The organism is Paraburkholderia sp. BGA-UO-ETr-F12 (assembly GCF_059567945.1).
The window spans coordinates 138,241-159,089 of sequence record NZ_JCAQOZ010000038.1; the positions used below are offsets into that span (position 1 = coordinate 138,241).

19 protein-coding genes are annotated in these 20,849 nt (G+C 63.8%); 11 read left to right on the forward strand and 8 right to left on the reverse strand.

Translation table 11 applies throughout. The features are described 5' to 3' along the window. Window positions 1–64 precede the first annotated feature (64 nt). From dapD to cls, 5 genes are all read left to right on the forward strand, one after another. On the forward strand, window positions 65–892 hold the full coding sequence (gene dapD / locus AC57B6_RS17490) for a 2,3,4,5-tetrahydropyridine-2,6-dicarboxylate N-succinyltransferase (protein WP_027213332.1): 828 nt from the start codon (window positions 65–67) through the stop codon (window positions 890–892). Continuing rightward, complete coding sequence (locus AC57B6_RS17495) at window positions 892–1,257, forward strand: ArsC family reductase (protein ID WP_028199383.1); 366 nt, start codon at window positions 892–894, stop codon at window positions 1,255–1,257. The genes dapD and AC57B6_RS17495 overlap by 1 nt, the downstream gene beginning before the upstream one ends. Window positions 1,258–1,406: 149 nt before the next feature. Then, complete coding sequence (gene dapE, locus AC57B6_RS17500; protein WP_281664836.1) at window positions 1,407–2,546, forward strand: succinyl-diaminopimelate desuccinylase; 1,140 nt, start codon at window positions 1,407–1,409, stop codon at window positions 2,544–2,546. Between the two features lie 16 nt (window positions 2,547–2,562). Continuing rightward, complete coding sequence (prmB, locus tag AC57B6_RS17505) at window positions 2,563–3,447, forward strand: 50S ribosomal protein L3 N(5)-glutamine methyltransferase (protein ID WP_216749743.1); 885 nt, start codon at window positions 2,563–2,565, stop codon at window positions 3,445–3,447. A gap of 192 nt (window positions 3,448–3,639) precedes the next feature. Continuing rightward, a complete protein-coding gene (cls, locus tag AC57B6_RS17510) occupies window positions 3,640–5,079 on the forward strand; it encodes a cardiolipin synthase (RefSeq protein ID WP_028199386.1) in 1,440 nt (479 codons plus the stop codon). A gap of 112 nt (window positions 5,080–5,191) precedes the next feature. On the opposite strand, the gene AC57B6_RS17515 is transcribed toward cls, so the two are convergent. Continuing rightward, window positions 5,192–5,671, reverse strand: coding sequence for a glutathione peroxidase (locus tag AC57B6_RS17515; RefSeq protein WP_028199387.1), 480 nt, complete (start codon window positions 5,669–5,671; stop codon window positions 5,192–5,194). 135 nt (window positions 5,672–5,806) lie between these two features. Between AC57B6_RS17515 and AC57B6_RS17520 the strand changes: the two genes are divergently transcribed. Both AC57B6_RS17520 and AC57B6_RS17525 read left to right on the forward strand, forming a co-directional pair. After that, complete coding sequence (locus AC57B6_RS17520; RefSeq protein WP_496421787.1) at window positions 5,807–7,741, forward strand: ATP-binding cassette domain-containing protein; 1,935 nt, start codon at window positions 5,807–5,809, stop codon at window positions 7,739–7,741. Window positions 7,742–7,964: 223 nt separating this feature from the next. Continuing rightward, a complete protein-coding gene (locus AC57B6_RS17525) occupies window positions 7,965–9,032 on the forward strand; it encodes a CaiB/BaiF CoA transferase family protein (protein WP_216749742.1) in 1,068 nt (355 codons plus the stop codon). Window positions 9,033–9,060: 28 nt separating this feature from the next. On the opposite strand, the gene AC57B6_RS17530 is transcribed toward AC57B6_RS17525, so the two are convergent. The 3 genes from AC57B6_RS17530 to alr form a co-directional block, all read right to left on the reverse strand. Further along, window positions 9,061–9,339, reverse strand: coding sequence for a DUF2866 domain-containing protein (locus tag AC57B6_RS17530; protein ID WP_106351743.1), 279 nt, complete (start codon window positions 9,337–9,339; stop codon window positions 9,061–9,063). 145 nt (window positions 9,340–9,484) lie between these two features. After that, complete coding sequence (gene radA, locus AC57B6_RS17535; RefSeq protein ID WP_106351742.1) at window positions 9,485–10,861, reverse strand: DNA repair protein RadA; 1,377 nt, start codon at window positions 10,859–10,861, stop codon at window positions 9,485–9,487. 49 nt (window positions 10,862–10,910) lie between these two features. Continuing rightward, window positions 10,911–11,981: an alanine racemase gene (gene alr, locus AC57B6_RS17540; RefSeq protein WP_496421788.1), complete on the reverse strand. Its 1,071-nt coding sequence runs from the start codon at window positions 11,979–11,981 to the stop codon at window positions 10,911–10,913. 218 nt (window positions 11,982–12,199) lie between these two features. On the opposite strand from alr, the gene lplT reads away from it, so the two are divergent. Together lplT and thiD are read left to right on the forward strand one after the other, a co-directional pair. Beyond that, window positions 12,200–13,507, forward strand: coding sequence for a lysophospholipid transporter LplT (lplT, locus tag AC57B6_RS17545; protein WP_028199393.1), 1,308 nt, complete (start codon window positions 12,200–12,202; stop codon window positions 13,505–13,507). A 55-nt stretch (window positions 13,508–13,562) separates the two neighbouring features. After that, the gene (gene thiD, locus AC57B6_RS17550) at window positions 13,563–14,369 is read left to right on the forward strand and encodes a bifunctional hydroxymethylpyrimidine kinase/phosphomethylpyrimidine kinase (RefSeq protein WP_028199394.1); all 807 of its coding nucleotides are present in this window, start codon (window positions 13,563–13,565) and stop codon (window positions 14,367–14,369) included. Window positions 14,370–14,506: 137 nt separating this feature from the next. Here thiD and AC57B6_RS17555 read toward each other — a convergent pair whose 3' ends face one another. Genes AC57B6_RS17555 through tsaB form a run of 4 tightly spaced genes read right to left on the reverse strand, consistent with a single transcriptional unit; the run spans window position 14,507 to window position 17,931 of the window. Continuing rightward, complete coding sequence (locus AC57B6_RS17555) at window positions 14,507–15,541, reverse strand: DUF1853 family protein (protein ID WP_496421789.1); 1,035 nt, start codon at window positions 15,539–15,541, stop codon at window positions 14,507–14,509. After that, window positions 15,538–16,641 carry a uracil-DNA glycosylase gene (locus AC57B6_RS17560; protein WP_406867282.1) on the reverse strand — a complete coding sequence of 368 codons (1,104 nt, stop codon included), beginning with the start codon at window positions 16,639–16,641 and terminating at the stop codon, window positions 15,538–15,540. Before AC57B6_RS17560 ends, AC57B6_RS17555 begins: the two co-directional genes overlap by 4 nt. Further along, the gene (gene rimI / locus AC57B6_RS17565) at window positions 16,628–17,122 is read right to left on the reverse strand and encodes a ribosomal protein S18-alanine N-acetyltransferase (protein ID WP_030102953.1); all 495 of its coding nucleotides are present in this window, start codon (window positions 17,120–17,122) and stop codon (window positions 16,628–16,630) included. The genes AC57B6_RS17560 and rimI overlap by 14 nt, the downstream gene beginning before the upstream one ends. After that, a complete protein-coding gene (tsaB, locus tag AC57B6_RS17570) occupies window positions 17,119–17,931 on the reverse strand; it encodes a tRNA (adenosine(37)-N6)-threonylcarbamoyltransferase complex dimerization subunit type 1 TsaB (RefSeq protein ID WP_106351738.1) in 813 nt (270 codons plus the stop codon). The genes rimI and tsaB overlap by 4 nt, the downstream gene beginning before the upstream one ends. A gap of 161 nt (window positions 17,932–18,092) precedes the next feature. Between tsaB and AC57B6_RS17575 the strand changes: the two genes are divergently transcribed. Together AC57B6_RS17575 and AC57B6_RS17580 are read left to right on the forward strand one after the other, a co-directional pair. Beyond that, on the forward strand, window positions 18,093–18,362 hold the full coding sequence (locus AC57B6_RS17575; RefSeq protein ID WP_030102951.1) for an acyl-CoA-binding protein: 270 nt from the start codon (window positions 18,093–18,095) through the stop codon (window positions 18,360–18,362). A 479-nt stretch (window positions 18,363–18,841) separates the two neighbouring features. Further along, a complete protein-coding gene (locus AC57B6_RS17580; protein ID WP_030102950.1) occupies window positions 18,842–20,479 on the forward strand; it encodes a DEAD/DEAH box helicase in 1,638 nt (545 codons plus the stop codon). Window positions 20,480–20,849 lie beyond the last annotated feature (370 nt).

Sequence of the window (20,849 nt, forward strand, 5' to 3'; positions counted from 1 at the left end):
TATTCGGCAACCCCGCGCACCGCACTCCCTTCTTCAGACTTCAACTCTTCAGAAAAGCACGCATATGTCGCAACAACTTCAGCAGATCATTGATACCGCCTGGGAAAACCGCGCCGAACTGTCGCCGAAGGCCGCCCCGGCCGACGTGCGCGAAGCCGTCGCCCACGCCATCGAGCAACTGGACAAGGGCGCGCTGCGCGTGGCCGAAAAGAAGGACGGCGACTGGGTCGTCAATCAATGGCTGAAGAAAGCCGTGCTGCTGTCGTTCCGTCTGGAAGACAACGCGCCGATGCCGGCTGGCGGCTACTCCCAGTTCTACGACAAGGTGCCGTCGAAGTTCGCCAACTACACCGCTGAAGATTTCGCCGCCGGCGGCTTCCGCGTGGTGCCGCCCGCCATCGCGCGCCGCGGTTCGTTCATCGCGAAGAACGTCGTGCTGATGCCGTCGTACACCAACATTGGCGCCTACGTGGACGAAGGCACGATGGTCGACACGTGGGCCACCGTCGGCTCGTGCGCGCAGATCGGCAAGAACGTCCACCTGTCGGGCGGCGTGGGCATCGGCGGCGTGCTGGAGCCGCTGCAGGCGAACCCGGTCATCATCGAGGACAACTGCTTCATCGGCGCGCGTTCGGAAGTGGTGGAAGGCGTGATCGTCGAAGAAAATTCGGTGATCTCGATGGGCGTGTACCTCGGCCAAAGCACCAAGATCTACGACCGCGAAACCGGCGAAGTGACGTACGGCCGCATTCCGGCGGGCTCCGTGGTGGTGGCGGGCAACCTGCCGTCGAAGGACGGCTCGCACAGCCTGTACTGCGCGGTGATCGTCAAGAAGGTCGACGCCAAGACACGTGCGAAGGTCGGCCTGAACGAGCTGCTGCGAGGCGATTGATGGCACGCGGCACCAAAACCGTCGTCTACGGCATCCCGAACTGCGACACCGTGAAGAAAGCCCGTGTGTGGCTCGAAGAGCATAACGTCGAGTTCGAATTTCACGACTTCAAGAAACACGGTGTGACCGAGCCGCTGGTGCAGGACTGGCTCAAGGACGTGAAGCTCGACGCGCTGCTGAACCGTCGCGGCACGACGTGGCGCGGCCTGTCCGACGACATGAAGGCGGCGGCGGACACGCAACCGGGCGCGATCGCGTTGATGATCCACAAGCCGTCGGTGATCAAGCGGCCGGTGCTGGTGGTCAACGGCCGGGTCAAGTCGCTCGGTTTTTCCGCGGACGAATACGCGGCGCTGTTTGCCTGATTTGCGAAGATCGAAAACGCAACGAGTAGCAACAAGCAACAACCAGCAGTAAAACGCGGCCTCGCCGCGTCGCTTAAAAGCTGTTGCCGGCTGCGGTGTCCAACCGCCAGCCGGCATTTTTTCATTTCAACGTGGCTAGCACTGAATCCATGTCCGGCACCCTCGCCCTTACCGAACAACTGATCGCACGCGCCTCTGTGACGCCTGATGACCAGCACTGCCAGCGTCTGCTGATCGAACGCCTGTCCGCGCTCGGCTTCGAGCACGAGACGATCGAATCGAATGGCGTGACCAACCTGTGGGCCGTCAAACGCGGCGTCGACGGCACGCGCGGCAAGCTGCTCGCCTTCGCCGGCCACACGGACGTTGTGCCGACCGGCCCGCTCGAACAATGGCACTCGGCGCCGTTCGAGCCGACCCATCGCGACGGCAAGCTCTACGGCCGCGGCGCGGCGGACATGAAGACGTCGATTGCCGGCTTCGTGGTGGCGAGCGAGGAGTTCGTCGCGGCGCACCCCGCGCATCGCGGCTCGATCGCATTCCTGATTACCAGCGACGAAGAAGGTCCCGCGACCGACGGCACCGTCAAGGTTGTCGAAGCGCTGCAGGCGCGCGGCGAGCGCATGGACTACTGCATCGTCGGCGAACCGACCTCGAGCGCGCAGTTCGGCGACATGGTGAAGAACGGCCGGCGCGGTTCGATGTCAGGCACGCTGATCGTCAAGGGCGTGCAAGGACATATCGCCTACCCGCATCTGGCGAAAAACCCGGTGCACCTGCTCGCGCCCGCATTGGCCGAACTGGTGGCCGAGCGCTGGGACGACGGCAACGAATATTTCCCGCCCACCACCTGGCAGGTTTCGAACATTCATAGCGGCACCGGCGCGACCAACGTGATTCCCGGCCACGCGGACGTAATGTTCAATTTCCGCTTCTCCACGGCCAGCACGGTGGAAGGCCTGCAGGCTCGCGTCCATGCAATCCTCGACAGGCACGGTCTCGTATACGACCTGAAATGGACCGTGAGCGGCCTGCCGTTCCTCACGCCGCGCGGCGATCTGTCAAACGCGCTGGCCAAAGCGATCAAGGACGAAACCGGCGTCACGACGGAACTGTCGACCACCGGCGGCACCTCGGATGGCCGCTTCATTGCCCGCATCTGCGAGCAGGTAATCGAATTCGGCCCGCTGAACGCCAGCATCCACAAGATCGACGAACATATCGAAGTCGCACACATCGAGCCGCTGAAGAACGTGTATCGCCGCGTGCTCGAACAACTGATCGCCTGACCAAGGAATTTCCGCGATGACGCTCCCCTTTTCCACCGTTCGCGACCTGCTGCGTTTCGCGGTGTCGCGCTTCAACCAGGCCGAGTTGTCGTTCGGCCACGGCTCGGCCAACGCCTACGACGAAGCCGCTTATCTGATCCTGCATACGCTGCATCTGCCGCTCGACCTGCTTGAACCGTTTCTCGACGCACGTCTTTCCGCGGCCGAAATCGACGCCGTGCTGAATGTGATCGAGCGCCGCGCCGGCCAGCGCGTGCCGGCGGCCTACATCACGCAGGAAGCGTGGATGCACGGCTTTCGCTTCTACGTGGACGAACGCGTGATCGTGCCGCGCTCGTTCATCGGCGAATTGCTGCAGGACGGGCTGCAACCGTATGTGGAAGATCCCGAGCAGGTGGGCGCGGTGCTGGAACTGTGCACCGGCTCCGGCTGCCTGGCGATTCTCGCGGCGCACGCGTTCCCGAACGCGGATATCGACGCGGTCGACCTCTCCGCCCCGGCTCTCGAAGTCGCCACACGCAACGTCGCGGACTACCATCTCGACGATCGCATCGCCCTGTTCGAAGGCGACCTGTACGCGCCGCTCGCCGAGCGCCGCTACGACGTGATCATCAGCAATCCGCCGTATGTGAACGCCGCTTCCATGCAGGAACTGCCCGCCGAGTACAAGCACGAGCCGGACATGGCTTTGGCAGGCGGGCCGGACGGCATGGATATCGTGCGCCGGATCATCGCCGAAGCACGTAACTGGCTGACCGAAGACGGCGTGCTGGCGGTCGAGATCGGCAACGAGCGCGCAAACGTCGAAGCAGCCTTCGGCGGCCTCGATCTGGTGTGGCTATCGACAAGTGCCGGCGACGATAACGTATTCCTGATTCAGGCCGCGGATCTGCCCGTCTGACGTTTTATTGCAGCACCCTCGAAACGCGCGGCAGGCAATCGGTGCCTGCCGCGCGTTTTGCTTATGGGTGACCTGTGGGTTGCACGTCAGTCACTCCCCCAACACACCCGCGTTCGGTAAGATGGGCCCGGTCTGCTGTGCGCGGCGCCATCGAGCAGCCGCGGCGGCGCTTCGCCAACCCTTCAACCGCCTATGCAATTCGACCTGCTTCATATCGGCCCGCTAGTCGCCCTCGCCCATATCCTCGGACTGGTCGCGGCGTGCCACGCGATTCTGTACACCCGTACGTCGCAAGGCGCGATCGCGTGGGCGGTGTCGCTGGTTGCCATGCCGTATCTGACACTGGTGCCGTATCTGTTTCTCGGCCGCAGCAAGTTTCAGGGTTACGCGGACGCCCGCCGCGTCGAAAACGAATTGCTGCGCACGCGCGCGCATCCTCAGGTCTGGGATACGCAGGCTTCCTCCGCAGGGTTGCCCACCCAGGAACTTGGCGCGCGGCTCGTGCATTCGCTGACACGCCTGGGGGGCATGCCGTTCCTGCCGGGCAATTCCGTACGCACGCTCGTGAACGGCGCGGCAACCTTCGAGGCCATCTTCGAAGCGATCGAAGGGGCTCGCCATTACGTGATCGTGCAGTTCTTCATCGTGCGCGACGACGCGCTCGGCGAAATGCTCAAAGACGCACTGATCGCAAAGGCCCAGCAAGGCGTGCGTGTCTACTTCCTGTACGACAGCATCGGCAGTTTCGACCTGCCCCACCGCTACGTGGCGGCGCTGCGCGCGGCCGGCGTAGAGACGCACCCGTTCGCCACCAATCGCCGCTTCGTCAATCGCCTGCAACTAAACTTCCGCAATCACCGCAAGATCGTCTCGGTGGACGGCGAGCGCGCGTTTGTCGGCGGACATAACGTGGGCGTCGAATATCTCGGCAACAAGCCGCCATTGTCGCCATGGCGCGATACGCATATCGAAGTGCGCGGCCCGGCCGTCGCCAGCATCCAGTTCGTGTTCACCGAAGACTGGCACTGGGCGACCCAACAGCTACCCGATTTCGCCATGCCGGCCTCCCAGCCCGCCGACGAGGGCATGCACTGCCTCGTCATGCCGAGCGGCCCGGCCGACAAGCAGGAGACCTGTTCGCTGTTTTTCGTCGAGGCGATCAATGCGGCGCGCGAGCGGATCTGGATCACCACCCCCTATCTCGTGCCCGACGAAGCCGTATTCGCCGCGCTGCGACTGGCCGTGCTACGCGGCGTGGACGTGCGCATTCTGATTCCGTGCCGGCGCGATCACCGCGTGGTGTTCGCCGCTTCGAAACTGTATGCCTACGATTCGCTGCGCGCGGGCATCCGCATCTTCCGCTACCAGCCGGGCTTCCTGCATCAGAAGGTCGTGCTGATCGACAGCGTGGCGGCGGCAATCGGCAGCGCCAATCTCGACAACCGCTCGTTCCGGCTGAACTTCGAAATCATGGTGCTGACCGTGGACCGCGGCTTCGCCAAAGAAGTCGAAGCGATGCTGCTCAAGGACTTCGCGGAGTCGCTCGAAATCGACCGCAACGAGTACCGCAATGCGAGCGCGCTGCGGCGCGTGCTGATGCACGTGGCGCGGTTGTTCTCGCCGATTCTGTAGCCTCCCTGCTGCCGCGCCAGCGGGGTCGGCACTGGCGCCGGCTCGCACCCGGTTCTTCAGCGCCAGCTTGATCCGCGTTCAACCGCGCCGAAGTGCCCTGCTTCGGCACACGTTACAGCAGCTTTTCGATGTCCTCGACAATCGCCTCAGGCTTGGTCAGCGGCGCATAGCGCTTCACCACATTGCCGTCGCGGCCGATCAGGAACTTGGTGAAATTCCATTTGATCGCTTCGAGCCCCAGCAGACCCGGCGCCTCGCCCGTCAGATAGCGAAACAGCGGATGCGCATTGGCGCCGTTCACGTCGATCTTCTCGAACATCGGGAAGGTCACGCCGTAATTCTTTTCGCAGAAACTGCCGATCTGCGCAGCGTCACCCGGTTCCTGCTTGCCGAACTGGTTGCACGGAAAACCCAGCACCGCGAGGCCGCGCGCCGCGTAGGTGTCATAGAGCTTTTGCAGACCCGCGTACTGAGGCGTGAAGCCACATTCACTTGCCGTATTGACGATCAGCAAGACCTTGCCTTGATAGCGCTCGAGACTCACTTCCTCGCCGCCCAGCGTGCGTGCCGAAAACGAATAAATCGATGTCATGTGCTCTCCCCGTGAAAGCCGTCAGTCTATGCCAAAAGCCGCGCCGGTACAGTCGGCCGAATGGCCGATCCCGGCCGGGCGCCCGGTGTCAGCCCCGGCAGTCTAAAATAGCGGTTTTCTTCAGTCGGCCTCTTCGTGATCCGCTTTAACCAGTTCAGCCTCGCGCGCGGCACCAAGCCGCTGTTTGAAAACACCACGTTCATCCTCAACCCTGGCGAGAAGGCCGGTCTGGTGGGAGCGAATGGCGCGGGCAAGTCGACGCTGTTTGCCGTGCTGCTCGGCGAACTGCATGCGGACGGCGGCGACTTTTCGATCCCGCCGACCTGGCAGATCGCCCACGTCGCGCAGGAAACGCCCGCCGCGGACAAGACCGCCCTCGCCTACACGCTCGACGGCGACGCCGCTTTGCGCACCATTGAAGCGCGCATCGCCGAAGCCTCGGCCGCGCATGACGGCGCAGCCGAAGGCGAAGCACACGCTGCGTTCGCCGACGCCGACGGCTACACCGCGCCCGCGCGCGCCGAGGCCCTGCTGCTCGGGCTCGGCTTTACGCTCGAACAGACGCGCGAGCCGGTCAGCAGTTTCTCGGGCGGCTGGCGCATGCGGCTGAATCTGGCGCAGGCGCTGATGTGCCGCTCCGACCTGCTGCTGCTCGACGAACCGACCAACCACCTGGATCTCGACGCGATCGTCTGGCTCGAGGACTGGCTGCACCGCTATCCGGGCACGCTGATCGTCATCTCGCACGACCGCGAATTTCTCGATTCGGTCTGCAATGTGACGCTGCATCTGGAGCATCAACAGATCAAGCGCTACGGCGGCAACTATTCGCAATTCGAGATTCTGCGCGCGCAACAAATCGCGTTGCAGCAAAGCGCGTATGAGAAGCAGCAGCGCACGGTCGAGCATTTGCAGAGCTACATCAACCGTTTCAAGGCACAGGCCACCAAGGCACGTCAGGCGCAGAGCCGTGTGAAAGCGCTCGAGAAAATGGAGCTAATCGCGCCGGCGCACGCGTCCTCGCCTTTCACGTTCGAATTCCGCACGCCCGATTCCGCGCCGAATCCGATGATGGTGATGGAGGACGTGCGCTGCGGCTATCGGGGTGAAGACGGTGAAATCCCGATCGTCGACCATGTGATGCTGTCAATCCAGAACGGCCAGCGCATCGGCCTGCTGGGCGCGAACGGCCAGGGCAAATCCACGCTGATCAAAACGCTCGCCGGCACACTCGAAGCGCTCGGCGGCCATGTGCGCGAAGGCAAGGGATTGCGTATCGGCTACTTCGCGCAGCACCAGCTCGAAACCCTGCGTCCGGACGACACGCCGTTGCAGCATCTGGCACGCCTCGCGCCGGATACGCGCGAACAGGAATTGCGCGACTTCCTCGGCAGTTTCAACTTTTCCGGTGAGATGGCGACCGCGAAAATCGCGCCCTTCTCGGGCGGCGAAAAGGCCCGCCTCGCGCTCGCACTGATCATCTGGCAGAAGCCGAATCTGCTGTTGCTCGACGAGCCGACCAACCACCTGGATCTCGAAACGCGTCACGCGCTGACCATGGCGCTCGCGCAATTCGAGGGCACGCTGATTCTGGTGTCGCACGACCGGCATCTACTGCGCGCCACCACCGACGTGTTCATGCTGGTCGCCAAACACCGCCTGCAGGAATTCGACGGCGACCTCGACGACTACCGCGACTGGCTGCTCCAGCACGCCGCGGAACAACGCGCGGCGCTGAAAGCGGGCACGGCGTCGAACAACGCGGAAGGTGCTGACAGCGGCGTCAATCGCAAGGAGCAACGCCGCCTCGAAGCGGAAACGCGCCAGAAGCTCGCGCACCTGAAAAAGCCGCTGCAAAGCCGCATTACGAAGATCGAAAAGGAAATGGACGCGCTCAACGCGGAAAAGGCGACGCTCGATGCGTTCGTCGTCGATCCGGCCAGTTACGAGCCCGAGCAGAAGAACAAACTGACGGAAGCGATCCGCCGTCAGGCAGATGTGAACGCGCGCCTCGAAGCGCTCGAAGCCGAATGGCTCGAGACTCACGAGGAACTCGAACAAATCGGCTAGCGGCAGGCTGTTGCTGGACCGCGCCGGCATCGATCGGAGGTAGCCCTTGTCACCCGTGAGCCCGTCTGCGTCTTCATCTGGGTCTTCATCTGAGTCTCCGTCGGGATCTTCAGCCGGGTCCTCACCCGAGTCCTCATCTGAATCCTCACCGGGATCTTCAGCCGGGCCGTCGGCTGCGGCCTCAGTAACGGCGGCGGCACCGGCGCCGCTGCAAGGCCTGCGCGTGCTGGATCTGACGCGCCTGCTGCCCGGCCCGGTCGCCGCCTTGCGGCTTGCGGAACTCGGCGCCGACGTGCTGAAGATCGAAGCGCCCGGCGCAGGCGACCCCACCCGCACGATGATGCAGTCGTCGAGCGACCGGGTGGCAGGCCGCCCTGGCGCGTTCTACCGGCTGGTGAACCGCGGCAAGCGCGAAACGCGCCTCGACCTCAAATCGCAAGCCGGACGCAACGTGCTGCGCGCGCTCGCAGCCGAAGCCGATGTGCTGATCGAGAGTTTCCGGCCCGGCGTAATGGAGCGTCTCGGTATCGGCTACGAAACGCTGCGCGCGCTCAATCCGCGGCTGGTCTACTGCGCGATCACCGGTTATGGCGCGAGCGGTCCGTTTGTCGACCATCCCGGACACGATCTGAACTATATCGGCTACGCGGGCGTGCTCGATCAACTGGCAAGCCGCGACGGCGTGCCGATTCTGCCGAACTTCCAGATTGCCGACCTGCTCGGCGGCGCATTAAGCGCGGTAACGCAGATTCTCGCCGCGTTATGGCATGTGTCGCGCGGCGGCTCTGGCCGCTTCGTCGATGTATCGATGACCCATGTCACGTATGCGCACAACGTCGTCGCGCAGGTGGCGCTCGCCAACGAGGGCGCCGCTCCAGTCGCAGGGGCCGGTCTGCTGAACGGCGGCGTGCCCTGCTACAACCTGTATCGGACGCTCGACAATCGCTGGCTCGCGGTCGGCGCGCTCGAATTGAAGTTCTGGGAAACGCTGTGCATGGCGCTGGACCGGCCTGAATGGGCGACGCGTCACTGGAGCCTCGGCCAGGCAATTGGCGGCCCGGACGCCGGCGCGTTGACGCAGGAGTTGGCCGATCTCATCGGCAAGCGCCCGCTGGAGGAATGGGTACTGCTGCTGGAGTCGCTGAACTGCTGCGTCTCGCCGGTGCTGACGCCGGCGGAAGCTGCGCAGCACCCGCTATTCAATCCTCAGGCGTATGCGGCTATGAGCGACGGCAAAGACAGCGACGATAAAGACGGCAACGACACTGGGGCGACCCGCGCCCGAGCGTAGGCCAAATCGCCCCCAAAATCTCAGCGCTTCAGCGCCGCACCGCCGTTTGCCGCGGCAAGACCTGGCGCGGCGATTTTTCGTCGTCGTACAGAAAATGCTTGCGGCCTTCCACGTGACGGTTGATCGTGGCGCGCACTTCCGCGGCGGTGACGTCTTCGGCTACGACCCGGCGCGAAATCTGCCCGGTCGTGTCGATCCACTCGACAATCCGGCAAGCGCCGCCCCAAGGCTGGCGAATCGGCTCGGAGACGCGGCAGCCGCGCACCTGCATCGGCCGCTCCGCCACGGTTTCATATGACTGTTTCAAGGCGCAATCCCTTTTTTCGGCATCAGAACGGATGCAACACCTTCGCAGCTTAGAAAAAAGGGATGGCGGACAGGTTACAGACAATCTGGCGATGTTTACGGCCCATTACGTTTGCAACAGCGCCCGCAGGTGCTGAAACCCCCGTCTATTCAAGTGTGCGGACCCGGTCGATAGCCTGCTCGATCCGTTCGACAGCAACAACCTGTAAGCCTTCGATGGGCTGCTTCGGCGCGTTGGCCTTCGGAATGACCGCGACTGAAAAACCCAGCTTGGCCGCTTCTTTAAGACGCTCCTGCCCACGGGGCGAGGGCCGGATTTCGCCGGCGAGACCCACTTCCCCGAATACCACAAGCCCCTTGGGCAGCGGCTTGTTACGCATGGAAGAATGGATTGCGAGTAAAACGGCCAGGTCCGCTGCGGGCTCGGTGATTTTCACGCCGCCCACGGCGTTCAGGAACACGTCCTGGTCGAAACAGGCGATGCCGGCATGCCGATGCAGCACCGCCAGCAGCATCGCAAGGCGATTCTGCTCCAGCCCTACCGCGAGACGCCGTGGGTTTGGCGCATTGGCCGCGTCAACCAGCGCCTGCACTTCGACCAGCAGCGGCCGCGTGCCTTCCTGCGTCACCAGCACGCAGGACCCCGGCACGGATTGCTCGTGCTGCGAGAGAAACAACGCCGACGGATTGGCCACGCCGCGCAAGCCACGCTCGGTCATCGCGAACACGCCGAGTTCGTTGACCGCGCCGAAGCGGTTCTTGATCGCCCGCACCAGCCGGTATGACGAATGCGTGTCGCCCTCGAAATACAACACCGTATCGACGATGTGCTCGAGCACACGCGGCCCGGCGAGCGCCCCTTCCTTGGTGACATGGCCGACCATGATGATCGTGGTGCCCGACTGTTTGGCGATGCGCGTCAATTGCGCCGCGCATTCACGCACCTGCGCAACCGAACCGGGGGCAGAGGTCAGCGCGTCGGAATAAACGGTTTGAATCGAGTCGATCACCGCAACGTCAGGCCGCTGCTCGGCGATCGTCGCCTGGATTTTCTCGAGCTGGATTTCCGCCAGCAGTTGCAGCTCGCTGGCCTTCGAGCCAGGTTCGAGCAATGAAAGCCGTTGTGCGCGCAACGCAATCTGCGCGGCAGATTCTTCGCCACTGATATAAAGCGCGCGTTTGTCCGCGGCAATTTCCGCGAGCGACTGCAGCAGCAACGTCGATTTGCCGATACCCGGATCGCCGCCGATCAGCACCACGCCGCCCGGCACGAGACCGCCGCCGAGCACGCGATCGAACTCGCTGACGCCGGTCGAAAAGCGCGGCACGTCGGACGCTTCGATATCGGCGAGACGCCGCACCGGCGCGCTCTTGGCGAGCGACTGGAAGCGATGGGTGGACGGCGCTTCCGCGACCGATTCCACCAGCGTGTTCCACGCATTGCATGACGGGCACTGCCCGGCCCACTTCGGCGATTGACCGCCGCATTCACTGCATATGTACAACGTCTTCTGTTTAGCCACGCGCCCTTGCCTGTGTTGCTGTTCTTTGGATTGATACGCTTGCCGTGCCTTACTCCGCACGCACCGCGACGCGCGGCGCGACCGCGCACATCAGCTCGTAGCCGATCGTGCCGCACGCCTGCGCGACGTCGTCGATCGGCAGTGCGTTGCCCCACAACTCGACACGCGAGCCGATGTTGGCCGTCGGGATCGGTGTGAGGTCGACCGTCAGCATGTCCATCGATACCCGCCCGACGATCCGCGTACGCACACCGTCGACGATCACCGGCGTGCCTTCCGGCGCGACCCGTGGATAACCGTCCGCGTAGCCGCAGGCCACCACGCCAATGCGCATCGGCGCGCGCGCCTTGAACGCCGACCCGTAGCCGACCGTATTGCCTTCGACAAGCGTCTGCACGGCGATCAGTTCGGAGGTGAGCATCATGGCCGGTTGCAGGCCGGTGCCGGCAATCGCCGACGTCACACCCGAGGGTGACGCGCCGTACAGCATGATGCCCGGTCGCACCCAGTCGAAGTGCGCGGCCGGATGCCACAGCGTTGCCGCGGAATTCGACAGACTGCGCGCCCCCGCAATGCCTTGCGCACCGCGCTCGAACGCTTCCATCTGATGGGCGATGCCGTGCTCGCCGTCGGCATCCGAGAAATGTGTCATCAATGTGATCTGGCCGACGCCCTGGCAGGCCCGTGCGCGCTCCCACGCCGAGCGGAATTTTTCCACCGTGTAGCCGAGCCGGTTCATGCCGGTGTTCATCTTCAACTGGATATTGACGGGCTTGGACAGGCGCGCCATTTCGAGCATGCGCAGTTGTTCGTCCGAATGCAGCGCCGTGGTGAGGCTGTAGCGGTCGATTACGTCGATATCGGTCGGACGAAAGAACCCTTCGAGCAAGAGAATTGGCCCGGCCCAGCCCAATTCACGCAACTTCACGGCTTCTTCGAGGTCCAGCAAACCAAAGCCGTCGGTGGCACGCAGCCCCGGAAAAGCGCGCGCAAGGCCATGTCCATAGGCATTCGCCTTGACCACAGCCCAGATTTTGGATTTCGGCGCATAGCGCCGGGCGACGGCGAGATTATTGGCGAGTGCGGAGGTATGAATCGTGGCTGAGAGCGGGCGCGGCATAGGTAATTTTCGTAAAGACGCTTGCGAATCAGGAGCTTACAGGGCGTTTTCAACGCTCGATAGCCCGCTGGGCGGTGCGATCAAGGATTTTGCTAGTCCGAATTCAGCTATTTTCGTGATATAAAGCCGTGCGCACAACCCATTTCGAACGGTATAAGCCCGGACGCCCAGCACGCGGCCGGGGCGGACAGACCGCAGCGAGGACAGCATCGCATCAGATGAAAAAAGGTTTTTACACCATCATGGCCGCGCAATTTTTTTCGTCGCTGGCCGACAATGCGCTTCTGATCGCCGCTATCGCACTGCTGAAAGATCTTCACGCCCCAAACTGGATGACGCCGCTGCTCAAGTTGTTCTTTGTGCTGTCGTACGTCGTTCTGGCTGCCTTCGTAGGCGCCTTCGCGGATTCCCGCCCGAAAGGGAACGTGATGTTCATCACCAATACCATCAAGGTAGTCGGTTGCATCACGATGCTGGTCGGCGCACACCCCTTGCTCGCCTATGGCATCGTGGGCTTCGGCGCGGCGGCCTATTCGCCCGCCAAATACGGGATTCTTACCGAACTGCTGCCGCCTGACCGGCTGGTCGCGGCGAACGGCTGGATCGAGGGCACCACGGTCGGCTCGATTATTCTCGGCACCGTGCTCGGCGGCGCGCTCATCAGTCCGCACATCGCCGCGCCTATCCTGCGGCATCACATTCCCACCGTGAACACGCCCGCCGAAGCGGCGATGCTGGTGATCATGGCCATCTACGTGATCGCGGCGTTGTTCAATCTGCGCATTCCCGACACCGGCGCGCGCTATCCGAAACAGGAACGCGGGCCGATCAAGCTGGTCACCGATTTCGCCGACTGCTTTCTGGTGCTGTGGCGCGACAAGCTCGGTCAGATCTCGCTTGCCGTCACCACGCTTTTCTGGGGCGCGGGGGCGACGCTGCAATTCATCGTGCTGAAGTGGGCCGAGGTGCAGTTGAACATGTCGCTTTCGGAAGCCGCGATTCTGCAGGCGGTCGTGGCGGTGGGCGTGGCGGCCGGCGCAATTTTCGCGGCCTCGCGCGTCCCGCTGAAGAAGTCGCTGACGGTGCTGCCGGTCGGCATCATGATGGGCATCGCCGTGATGCTGATGGCCTTCTACACGCGCAATCTGTTTCCCGCCCATTGGGGTCTGTATTTTGGCCGCGTGCACGTGCCGGGCTATCTGATCGTCGCGTATATTTTCCTGATGATCGTCGGCGGCCTGTCGGGCTTTTTCGTCGTACCGATGAATGCGCTGCTGCAACATCGCGGCCACGTGCTGCTGTCGGCGGGTCACTCGATCGCCGTGCAAAATTTCAATGAAAATCTCTCGGTGCTTGTGATGCTGTGCCTGTATGCCGTGCTGGTCTGGCTCGACGTGCCGGTCACGGCGGTCATCGTGCTATTCGGCACCTTCGTCTGCCTGATGATGTGGCTGGTCATGCGGCGCCACCAGGCGAATCAGCGCGCGTTCGATTCGGTCGCGCTGATCGGCGAAGTCAAGCATTGAACCGCGCCGGGCAGCGCACTGCCTGTCCGCGCCTCTCTCCTTTCCTCGCTTTGCCATGACTCAATCCATTCCCAACGTGCTGACGATCGCCGGTTCCGATTCCGGCGGCGGCGCCGGCATTCAGGCCGATCTGAAGGCTTTCTCGGCGCTCGGCGCCTACGGCGCGAGCGTGATCACCGCGCTCACGGCACAGAACACGCGTGGCGTCACGGCAATTCATGCGCCAGACGCCGCCTTCGTCACCGCGCAACTCGATGCGGTGTTCGACGACATCCGTATCGACGCCGTGAAAATCGGCATGCTGGCGAATGCGCAGATTGCGCGTGCGGTCGCCGACGCGCTGCGGCGGCACAAGCCGAAGCACGTCGTGCTCGACACGGTGATGATTTCGAAGAGCAATCACGCGCTGCTGCTGCCGGATGCGGTCGCGGCCGTGCGCGACGAGTTGTTGCCGCTGGCCGACCTGCTGACGCCCAATCTGCCGGAAGCCGCAGCCTTGCTAGGTGTGCAGGCGGCCACCGATGAAGCGGCCATGGTCGAACAGGGTGAAGCGCTGCGCGCGCTTGGCGCGCGGGCGGTGCTGATGAAGGGTGGCCATCTGAGCGCGGCGGACAGTCCCGACTGGCTCGTTCAGGATAGCGGGACGCTGCGCCTGGGCGGCCCGCGCGTGCCGGTGAAGAATACGCATGGGACGGGCTGCACGCTGTCGTCGGCGATTGCGGCGCTGATTCCCCAGCGCGCCGATCTGGCAAGCGCGGTCGCTGACGCCAAGCTGTACCTGACCGGCGCGTTGCAAGCGAGCGACCGGCTCGACGTGGGCAGCGGCGTCGGGCCGGTGCATCATTTTTATCGGTGGTGGTGAGAGGCGAAAGCGCTTTGGCCTCGCGGCGGCGCTGGGCGTAGAGGTGTAACAGCCGGCTTCAGGCCGCTAATGCTGGCGGCCGCCCTATTTTCCCGCGGTTCCTGCGCCTCTCGCGCCTTCCGCGACGCGCGCGATTTCTACGACGCACGTAACTCGTGCGGCTCCCGCGCATAGGCCTGCGCCAACTCGGGCCACGTATCCGGCACGATAAAACCACGCGAAAGTTCGATCAGCTTGCCGCTGCTATCGGCAGCAAACGCGGCGACCATGGTCGGCCCGTGCTGGGATGACGTTTGCTCTGCCAGCTTCTGCGGATCGACAAAGGCGAATGCGAGAGCCTGCTCTTTACCCTGCTCATGACGCCGCGGCGCAAGCCATTCCAACCGGGGCAACACGCGCCATATCCGCGCATGCGCCGCGGCAAAGTCCGGCCAGTCGCTGCGTGTGACCCACCAGCCTCGTTCGTGCGACGGATCGAGTTCGGCAGGATCGGCAGGCGTTTCGCCCGCCCGATAGAACAGCCAGCCCTTGATAAACATCTGCGGCGTCCACGGCCCTGCATAGCCGACCGAGGCAAACTCTTCACGCGCGCTCAACGGCAGTTGATGATTCAGCACATGCGCGAGCTTCAGATCGAAGCGGTCCTTCAGATTTGGACCGACGTAATCGGCTAATCGCGCTGGCGACTGCGAGCCACCCTCGCCCGCATGGAGATAGCACTTCACCGCCAACTCCCAATGCAGGCGCGCACCGTGCCGCGTCTGCACCAGAAAATCGCATTCGCCCAGCGTCACGCCCGAGCGCCGCAACGGTACGCCGGCAGCGACCAGACGCGCCGCCGGCCCATGTTGCAGAAACCATCCAAGGAGCCGCTCGGCGTAGCGGCCAAGACGGGTGATACGCGTGGCGGCGAGCTCACGCTGCAAATCGGACGGCTCGACATCCAGCGCGCGTAACCAGTCAACGGTCGCCGCCGCTTCCTGCGACGAGCCGAAAGGGCTGGCGAGTGCGCCGACCGGTGGTTGCGCGCGCAACAAATCGGCGCTGAGCAGCAGCCAGGCGAGATCGCGCACGGCCGGCACGCGCAAGGTGTCGAGCAAAGTCCCTAGAATCGCAGCGGATGGGCTCGGCGCGGCAGCAACACGCGCAGCCGGCCCGCTCGCCTCCGTCACTTTGCCACGCCGGACGGCACGCCGCCCGCCGCGAGCCACGTGTCGCGCGCGAGGCACAGGTCCGCCCAAGCCTTCGCCTTGTCGGGCAGGCTGCGCAGCAGATACGCCGGGTGATAGGTGACAATCACCGGTACTCCTTCATATTCGTGCACGCGGCCGCGCAGCGACGAAATGCTCGCCTCGGTCCTGAGCAGACTTTGCGCGGCGAAGCGGCCAAGCGCGACGATCAGCTTAGGCTTGACCAGCGCGACCTGGCGTTGCAGATAAGGCTCGCAACGCGCGACTTCATCCTGTTCGGGATTGCGGTTGCCCGGCGGGCGGCACTTGATCACGTTGGCGATGTAGACGTTGCTGTCACGCGCGAGCGTGAGCGAACGCAACATATTGTCGAGCAGCTTGCCGGCCTGGCCGACGAACGGCTCGCCCAGACGATCTTCGTTCTCACCGGGCGCTTCGCCGATCAGCATCCAGTCGGCATTGCGATCGCCGACGCCGAATACCGTGTTCGTGCGTTTCTCGCACAGCCGGCAGCGCTCGCAGTGGGCGACCCGCTCGCTCAGCGCGTCCCAGTCGAGCGTCTGGATCGCGGCGGGCTCCGGTGCCTCGTGACGCGCCTCAACCGACGCGTGGGCTGGCTGATCATCGAACCACGCGAAATCGTCGTCGGGCGGAGCATCGAACGCTGGCGGCTCCGATGCTCGCGACGGCTGCGACGGCTGTCTCGTCGGCTGCCGTCCTTCGGCTGGCGCCTGCATCCGCCGTTGCGCCTGTTCCTGAATCTGGTCCTGCGCGGGTGGCGCTGCGCGACGTTCGTCCTGCGCCGGTATGGCATCGCCTCGGGGCGCTTCGCTCACAAGCGTCGCAGGCCGCGATGCGTCAGCCACGGGCACTGCCTGCCGGCGCTCCGGCTCAGATGCAGCCGGCGACGCTTGACGCGCCGCCACACGCGGCTCATCGAGCGGTGCCGCCTGATTCGCTAACGCGCCGGCGCCCTGCTCGAGGCCGGCTTCAACCACGTGCTCCTGCGCCGCCGACATACCTCGACGGACCCACAGCGGCGCGAGTCCGAACTCTTCCAGTACCGATTCATGCAGCGCCATCTGCGCCCTCCGTGGCAAACGAGAAACGCATCACGATGGCGTCCTCCCGGCTGCGATGCCGCGCCGGATAATAGTTTTTGCGCCGGCCAATCGACGCAAAGCCAAAGCGCTCATAAAGCCGGATCGCCCGATGATTCGACGGCCGCACTTCGAGCAGCATGCCTTCGAGTTTTTCCGCGCGGGTGATGCGCACCGCTTCGCGCAGCAGCGCGAGCCCGGCGCCGGCGCCTTGCGCGGCAGGCGCCACACACAAATTGAGCAGGTGCATTTCATCGACCACCGGCATCAGCACGCAATAACCGATCAGCGTGCCGGTTACGTGACGCAGACAGATGCCGAAATAACCGTTGCGCAGCGAATCGCCGAAATTACCGCGACTCCAGGGAAATTCGTAGGCAATTTTTTCGATGGCCGCGACCTCGTCCAGATCGGCCTCGGTCATCGGCGACATATAACGGTCCGCCAGCAACACGCCACTCATTGCCGGCCCTCGCCTTGATGCGCGTCGTGCGCCAGGCTGGCAGCCTGCCCGGCCTTGGCGGCTTTCTCGGCCACGCGCTCCGCCGTGGTCTGGGCTACCTTGTCGCGAATGTATTCCGGTGCCGCCTGATCGGCGGGCACGGTGCGGCCGGCGCGAAGTGCGCGCAATGCCGCGTGCGCAAGCGGCACCGCGTGCGGCAGCGCTTCGCTATCGACGGTTCGCGCCGCGGCAACCGCGGGCAGCCGCGCACCGAAAGCCGCCGCCGCATTGCCTGCGAGCGTAAAGGGGACGTTGGGCAAAACAAGCCGTTCCGGCGCGTCCAGCGATGCCGGCTGCAACGTGCGCCATTCGCCGAGCGCGGTATCCCATGCGTAGTCGGCCCAGTAAATCTCGTCCATCCGGGCATCGAGCGCAGAGAGCACGCGGGTCGCCGACGGATCGCGCCGCCGGGCGCTCTCCGCGCAGGCCAGCAGCGTGCTGATCGGCACGACCGGCAGATTCAGGCCGAATGCGAGGCCCTGAGCGACGCCCGTCGCGGTACGAAGACCGGTGAACGATCCCGGGCCGGAGCCGAAGGCAATGGCGTTGCAATCCGCCAGTTTCAGACCGGCTTGGTCGAAAAGTTCGCGAATGGCGGGCAGCAGGCGCGTGCTGGATACCGCGCCGGTTTGCTCGTGGCGCACCCAGATTCGCGGTTCGGCCCGATCAGGAATCGCGGCCCCGCTTGCGGCATCGCCGACGGCGGACAGGAGCGCTACCGAGCAGAATTCGGTCGAGGTATCGAGGGCAAGAAGCACAGTTTGAGTCATGGACCGTATTGTAATCGGCACGGCGCATGCAGATGCGGTTTTGGATTTGCCCGCGGGGCGGCGCCGAACGTTTGGAATAAGCCCTCGGCCCCGCGGCAGCATGCAGTTGTTATGATCATCGGCCCAGCCTAAACCAGCCCCGCCAGCCGGGCAAAACCACCATGACAGACATCAACGCGCAATTCGTCCAGGCCCAGGAAGATGCAAAGCAGCTGCCCGAGCGTCCCGGCAACCTCACTCTTTTGCGCCTCTACGCCCTCTTCAAGCAGGCTACCGACGGCGACGTCCACGGCGACAAACCGGGTTTCACCGATATCGTCGGCAAATACAAGTACGATGCGTGGGCCGCGCTCAAAGGCACCGCTCAGGACGCCGCGAAGCAGCAATACGTCGACCTCGTCGAATCGCTGAAAAGCGGCGCGTCGGCCTGAGCCGGCCCCGCGGCGGAAAACAGCGGCCAGCCGGATCGACGGCTGGGAAAGCCCCAAGCCTGTCCCAACGCAGCCGGCCAAGCCGTGAAGGCAAAGTTTTCCGCCAGGAAATATCTTAACGGTGGCGCAGTGCAACAAAACTCTATACAATACTGCCTGCGCTTCACTGCTTTGCCCGGCTTTCCTCTAGCGGCCCTTGCGGCGCAGCGCCTCGTAGCGTTTAGCTCCAATCCAGTTTAGAACCTGTCCCCTCCTGCCTAGCCCCCTACGGGCGATCATGTCCCAGGCTGGCGGCACGCCGTGTTGGCATGTCGCATCCGATACAGCTTCTAACGAAAAGCTCGCCTTTATTGTCGCGAGCTGCCCCCGTTTTTCGATTTGCTCGCTGCTTCTTTGCTCGCTGAATCCGACGACTTGGGTATGCCGATTGGCGCCGACGTTTTAATTCCGTGTGTACCAAGGATTTACCAAGGATTCTCATGACTTCGAGCAATACCCCCAGCAGCCCGTTGAACGCCATCGCCGATCAAGCCCTCGGTCTAGCCGACGCACCCGCACAAGCCGCAGCCGTCGCTGCCGCTCCGGAAGCTGTCGCCGCAGAAGCCGCCGCGCCCGCCGGCCCGTCGTTCGCGTCGCTCGGTCTGTCCCCGGACGTCGTCTCCGCGCTGACCGCCGCTGGCTATCAAATCCCGACTCCGGTTCAGCAACGCGCGATCCCCGCCGGCATCGCCGGCCGCGATCTGCTGGTCTCGAGCCCGACCGGTTCGGGCAAGACCGCCGCGTTCATGCTGCCCGCGATCGAACGCTTCTCGCAACTGCAAAAGGCGCAAGCCAGCCAACCGCGCGAACCGCGTCCGGCTGACGGCGCCCGCACGCGCCGCCCGCAACCGGTTGCCCGTCCGACCATGCTGGTTCTGACGCCGACCCGCGAACTTGCGATGCAGGTCACCACCGCCGCTGCCACGTACGGCAAGCACCTCAAGCGTCTGCGCACCGTCAGCATTCTGGGCGGCGTCGCTTACGGCCAACAGCTGATGCTGCTGGCAAAGAACCCGGAAATTCTGGTTGCCACGCCGGGCCGTCTGATCGACCACCTGGAACGCGGCCGGATCGATCTGTCGCAACTGCAGATCCTCGTGCTCGACGAAGCTGACCGCATGCTCGACATGGGCTTCATCGAAGACATCGAAACGATCGTGGCGGCTACGCCGGCTTCGCGTCAAACCATGTTGTTCTCGGCCACGCTCGACGGCAAGATCGGTTCGCTGACCGGCCGCCTGCTGAAGGATCCGGAACGTATCGAGATCGTTCAACGCCTCGAACAACGCACCAACATCGCGCAAACCGTCCACTATGTTGACGACCGCGATCACAAGGATCGTCTGCTTGACCATCTGCTGCGTGACGAAGGCCTCGACCAGGCTATCGTCTTCACGGCAACCAAGATGGACGCTGACCAACTGGCTGGCCGTCTGGCCGACGCCGGTTTCGAATCGGCTGCTTTGCACGGCGATCTGCCGCAAGGCGCGCGTAACCGCACCATCAAGGCATTGCGCGAGCGTCGTGTGCGCGTGCTGGTGGCAACGGACGTCGCGGCTCGTGGTATCGACATCCCGGGCATCACGCACGTGTTCAACTACGACCTGCCGAAGTTCGCTGAAGACTACGTGCACCGTATCGGCCGTACCGGCCGTGCTGGCCGCTCGGGTATCGCAGTGAGCCTCGTGCACCACGCGGAACAAGGCGCGCTCAAGCGCATCGAGCGTTTCGTGCGCACCCCGCTGCCGGTCAACGTCGTCGCTGGCTTCGAGCCGCGCAAGTCGGCTCCGTCGGGCGGTGGCCGTCCTGGCTTTGGCGGCCGTGGCCGTCCGGGCGGTGGCAATGGCGGTGGCCGTCGCTTTGGTAGCGGCGCTGGCAAGCCGGCTGGTAACGGCGGCGGTTCACGCAGCGGTAGCGGCAATGGTGGCGGCTGGGCCGGCAAGTCGGCTGGCGGCGGTTCGCGTGACGGCGGCTTCGGTGGCGGTTCGCGTGAAGGCGGCTTCGGCGGTGGTTCGCGTGACGGCGGCTACGGCGCACGCCGCAGCGACGGTCCGCGTACGGCACGTCGCGGTAGCTAAACAAGCGACCCAGCAGTCATCAGGCAAGCGCATTCACGCAGCTCATTCAGTGCGTAACGCGGCCTGAAATGACCCGGATGGCCTCCATGCGGTCCGTCGGTCAGAAGAAACCGGTGCTCAGGCGCCGGTTTTTTTTCGTCCGTACTTCGGCGACCATTAATATTTCACGATGTGAAAAATTTTTTTGCGTCGTAAAAAATCGTGCTGCACGGCACAAGACGGCCTATTGCAAGATGGAAAAAGACGTTTCTTAATGTGAAACAGTACCACCAAGCAATTGATTTTAAATAAAAATAAATATTCAAAAAACGCTCCCCGCCCGCTATTGCGCGACAACCGATTTGCCTAGACTCTTATATAAGACTTCACG

Bases quoted from the DNA above. Each gene is read 5' to 3' on its own strand.
- dapD (WP_027213332.1), top strand. From the start codon at position 65: ATGTCGCAACAACTTCAGCAGATCATTGATACCGCCTGGGAAAACCGC.
- AC57B6_RS17575 (WP_030102951.1), top strand. From the start codon at position 18,093: ATGACAGACATCAACGCGCAATTCGTCCAGGCCCAGGAAGATGCAAAG.
- tsaB (WP_106351738.1), bottom strand. From the start codon at position 17,931: ATGACTCAAACTGTGCTTCTTGCCCTCGATACCTCGACCGAATTCTGC.
- dapE (WP_281664836.1), top strand. From the start codon at position 1,407: ATGTCCGGCACCCTCGCCCTTACCGAACAACTGATCGCACGCGCCTCT.
- alr (WP_496421788.1), bottom strand. From the start codon at position 11,981: ATGCCGCGCCCGCTCTCAGCCACGATTCATACCTCCGCACTCGCCAAT.
- AC57B6_RS17560 (WP_406867282.1), bottom strand. From the start codon at position 16,641: ATGGCGCTGCATGAATCGGTACTGGAAGAGTTCGGACTCGCGCCGCTG.
- AC57B6_RS17495 (WP_028199383.1), top strand. From the start codon at position 892: ATGGCACGCGGCACCAAAACCGTCGTCTACGGCATCCCGAACTGCGAC.
- AC57B6_RS17515 (WP_028199387.1), bottom strand. From the start codon at position 5,671: ATGACATCGATTTATTCGTTTTCGGCACGCACGCTGGGCGGCGAGGAA.
- thiD (WP_028199394.1), top strand. From the start codon at position 13,563: ATGACTCAATCCATTCCCAACGTGCTGACGATCGCCGGTTCCGATTCC.
- prmB (WP_216749743.1), top strand. From the start codon at position 2,563: ATGACGCTCCCCTTTTCCACCGTTCGCGACCTGCTGCGTTTCGCGGTG.
- lplT (WP_028199393.1), top strand. From the start codon at position 12,200: ATGAAAAAAGGTTTTTACACCATCATGGCCGCGCAATTTTTTTCGTCG.
- cls (WP_028199386.1), top strand. From the start codon at position 3,640: ATGCAATTCGACCTGCTTCATATCGGCCCGCTAGTCGCCCTCGCCCAT.
- rimI (WP_030102953.1), bottom strand. From the start codon at position 17,122: ATGAGTGGCGTGTTGCTGGCGGACCGTTATATGTCGCCGATGACCGAG.
- AC57B6_RS17580 (WP_030102950.1), top strand. From the start codon at position 18,842: ATGACTTCGAGCAATACCCCCAGCAGCCCGTTGAACGCCATCGCCGAT.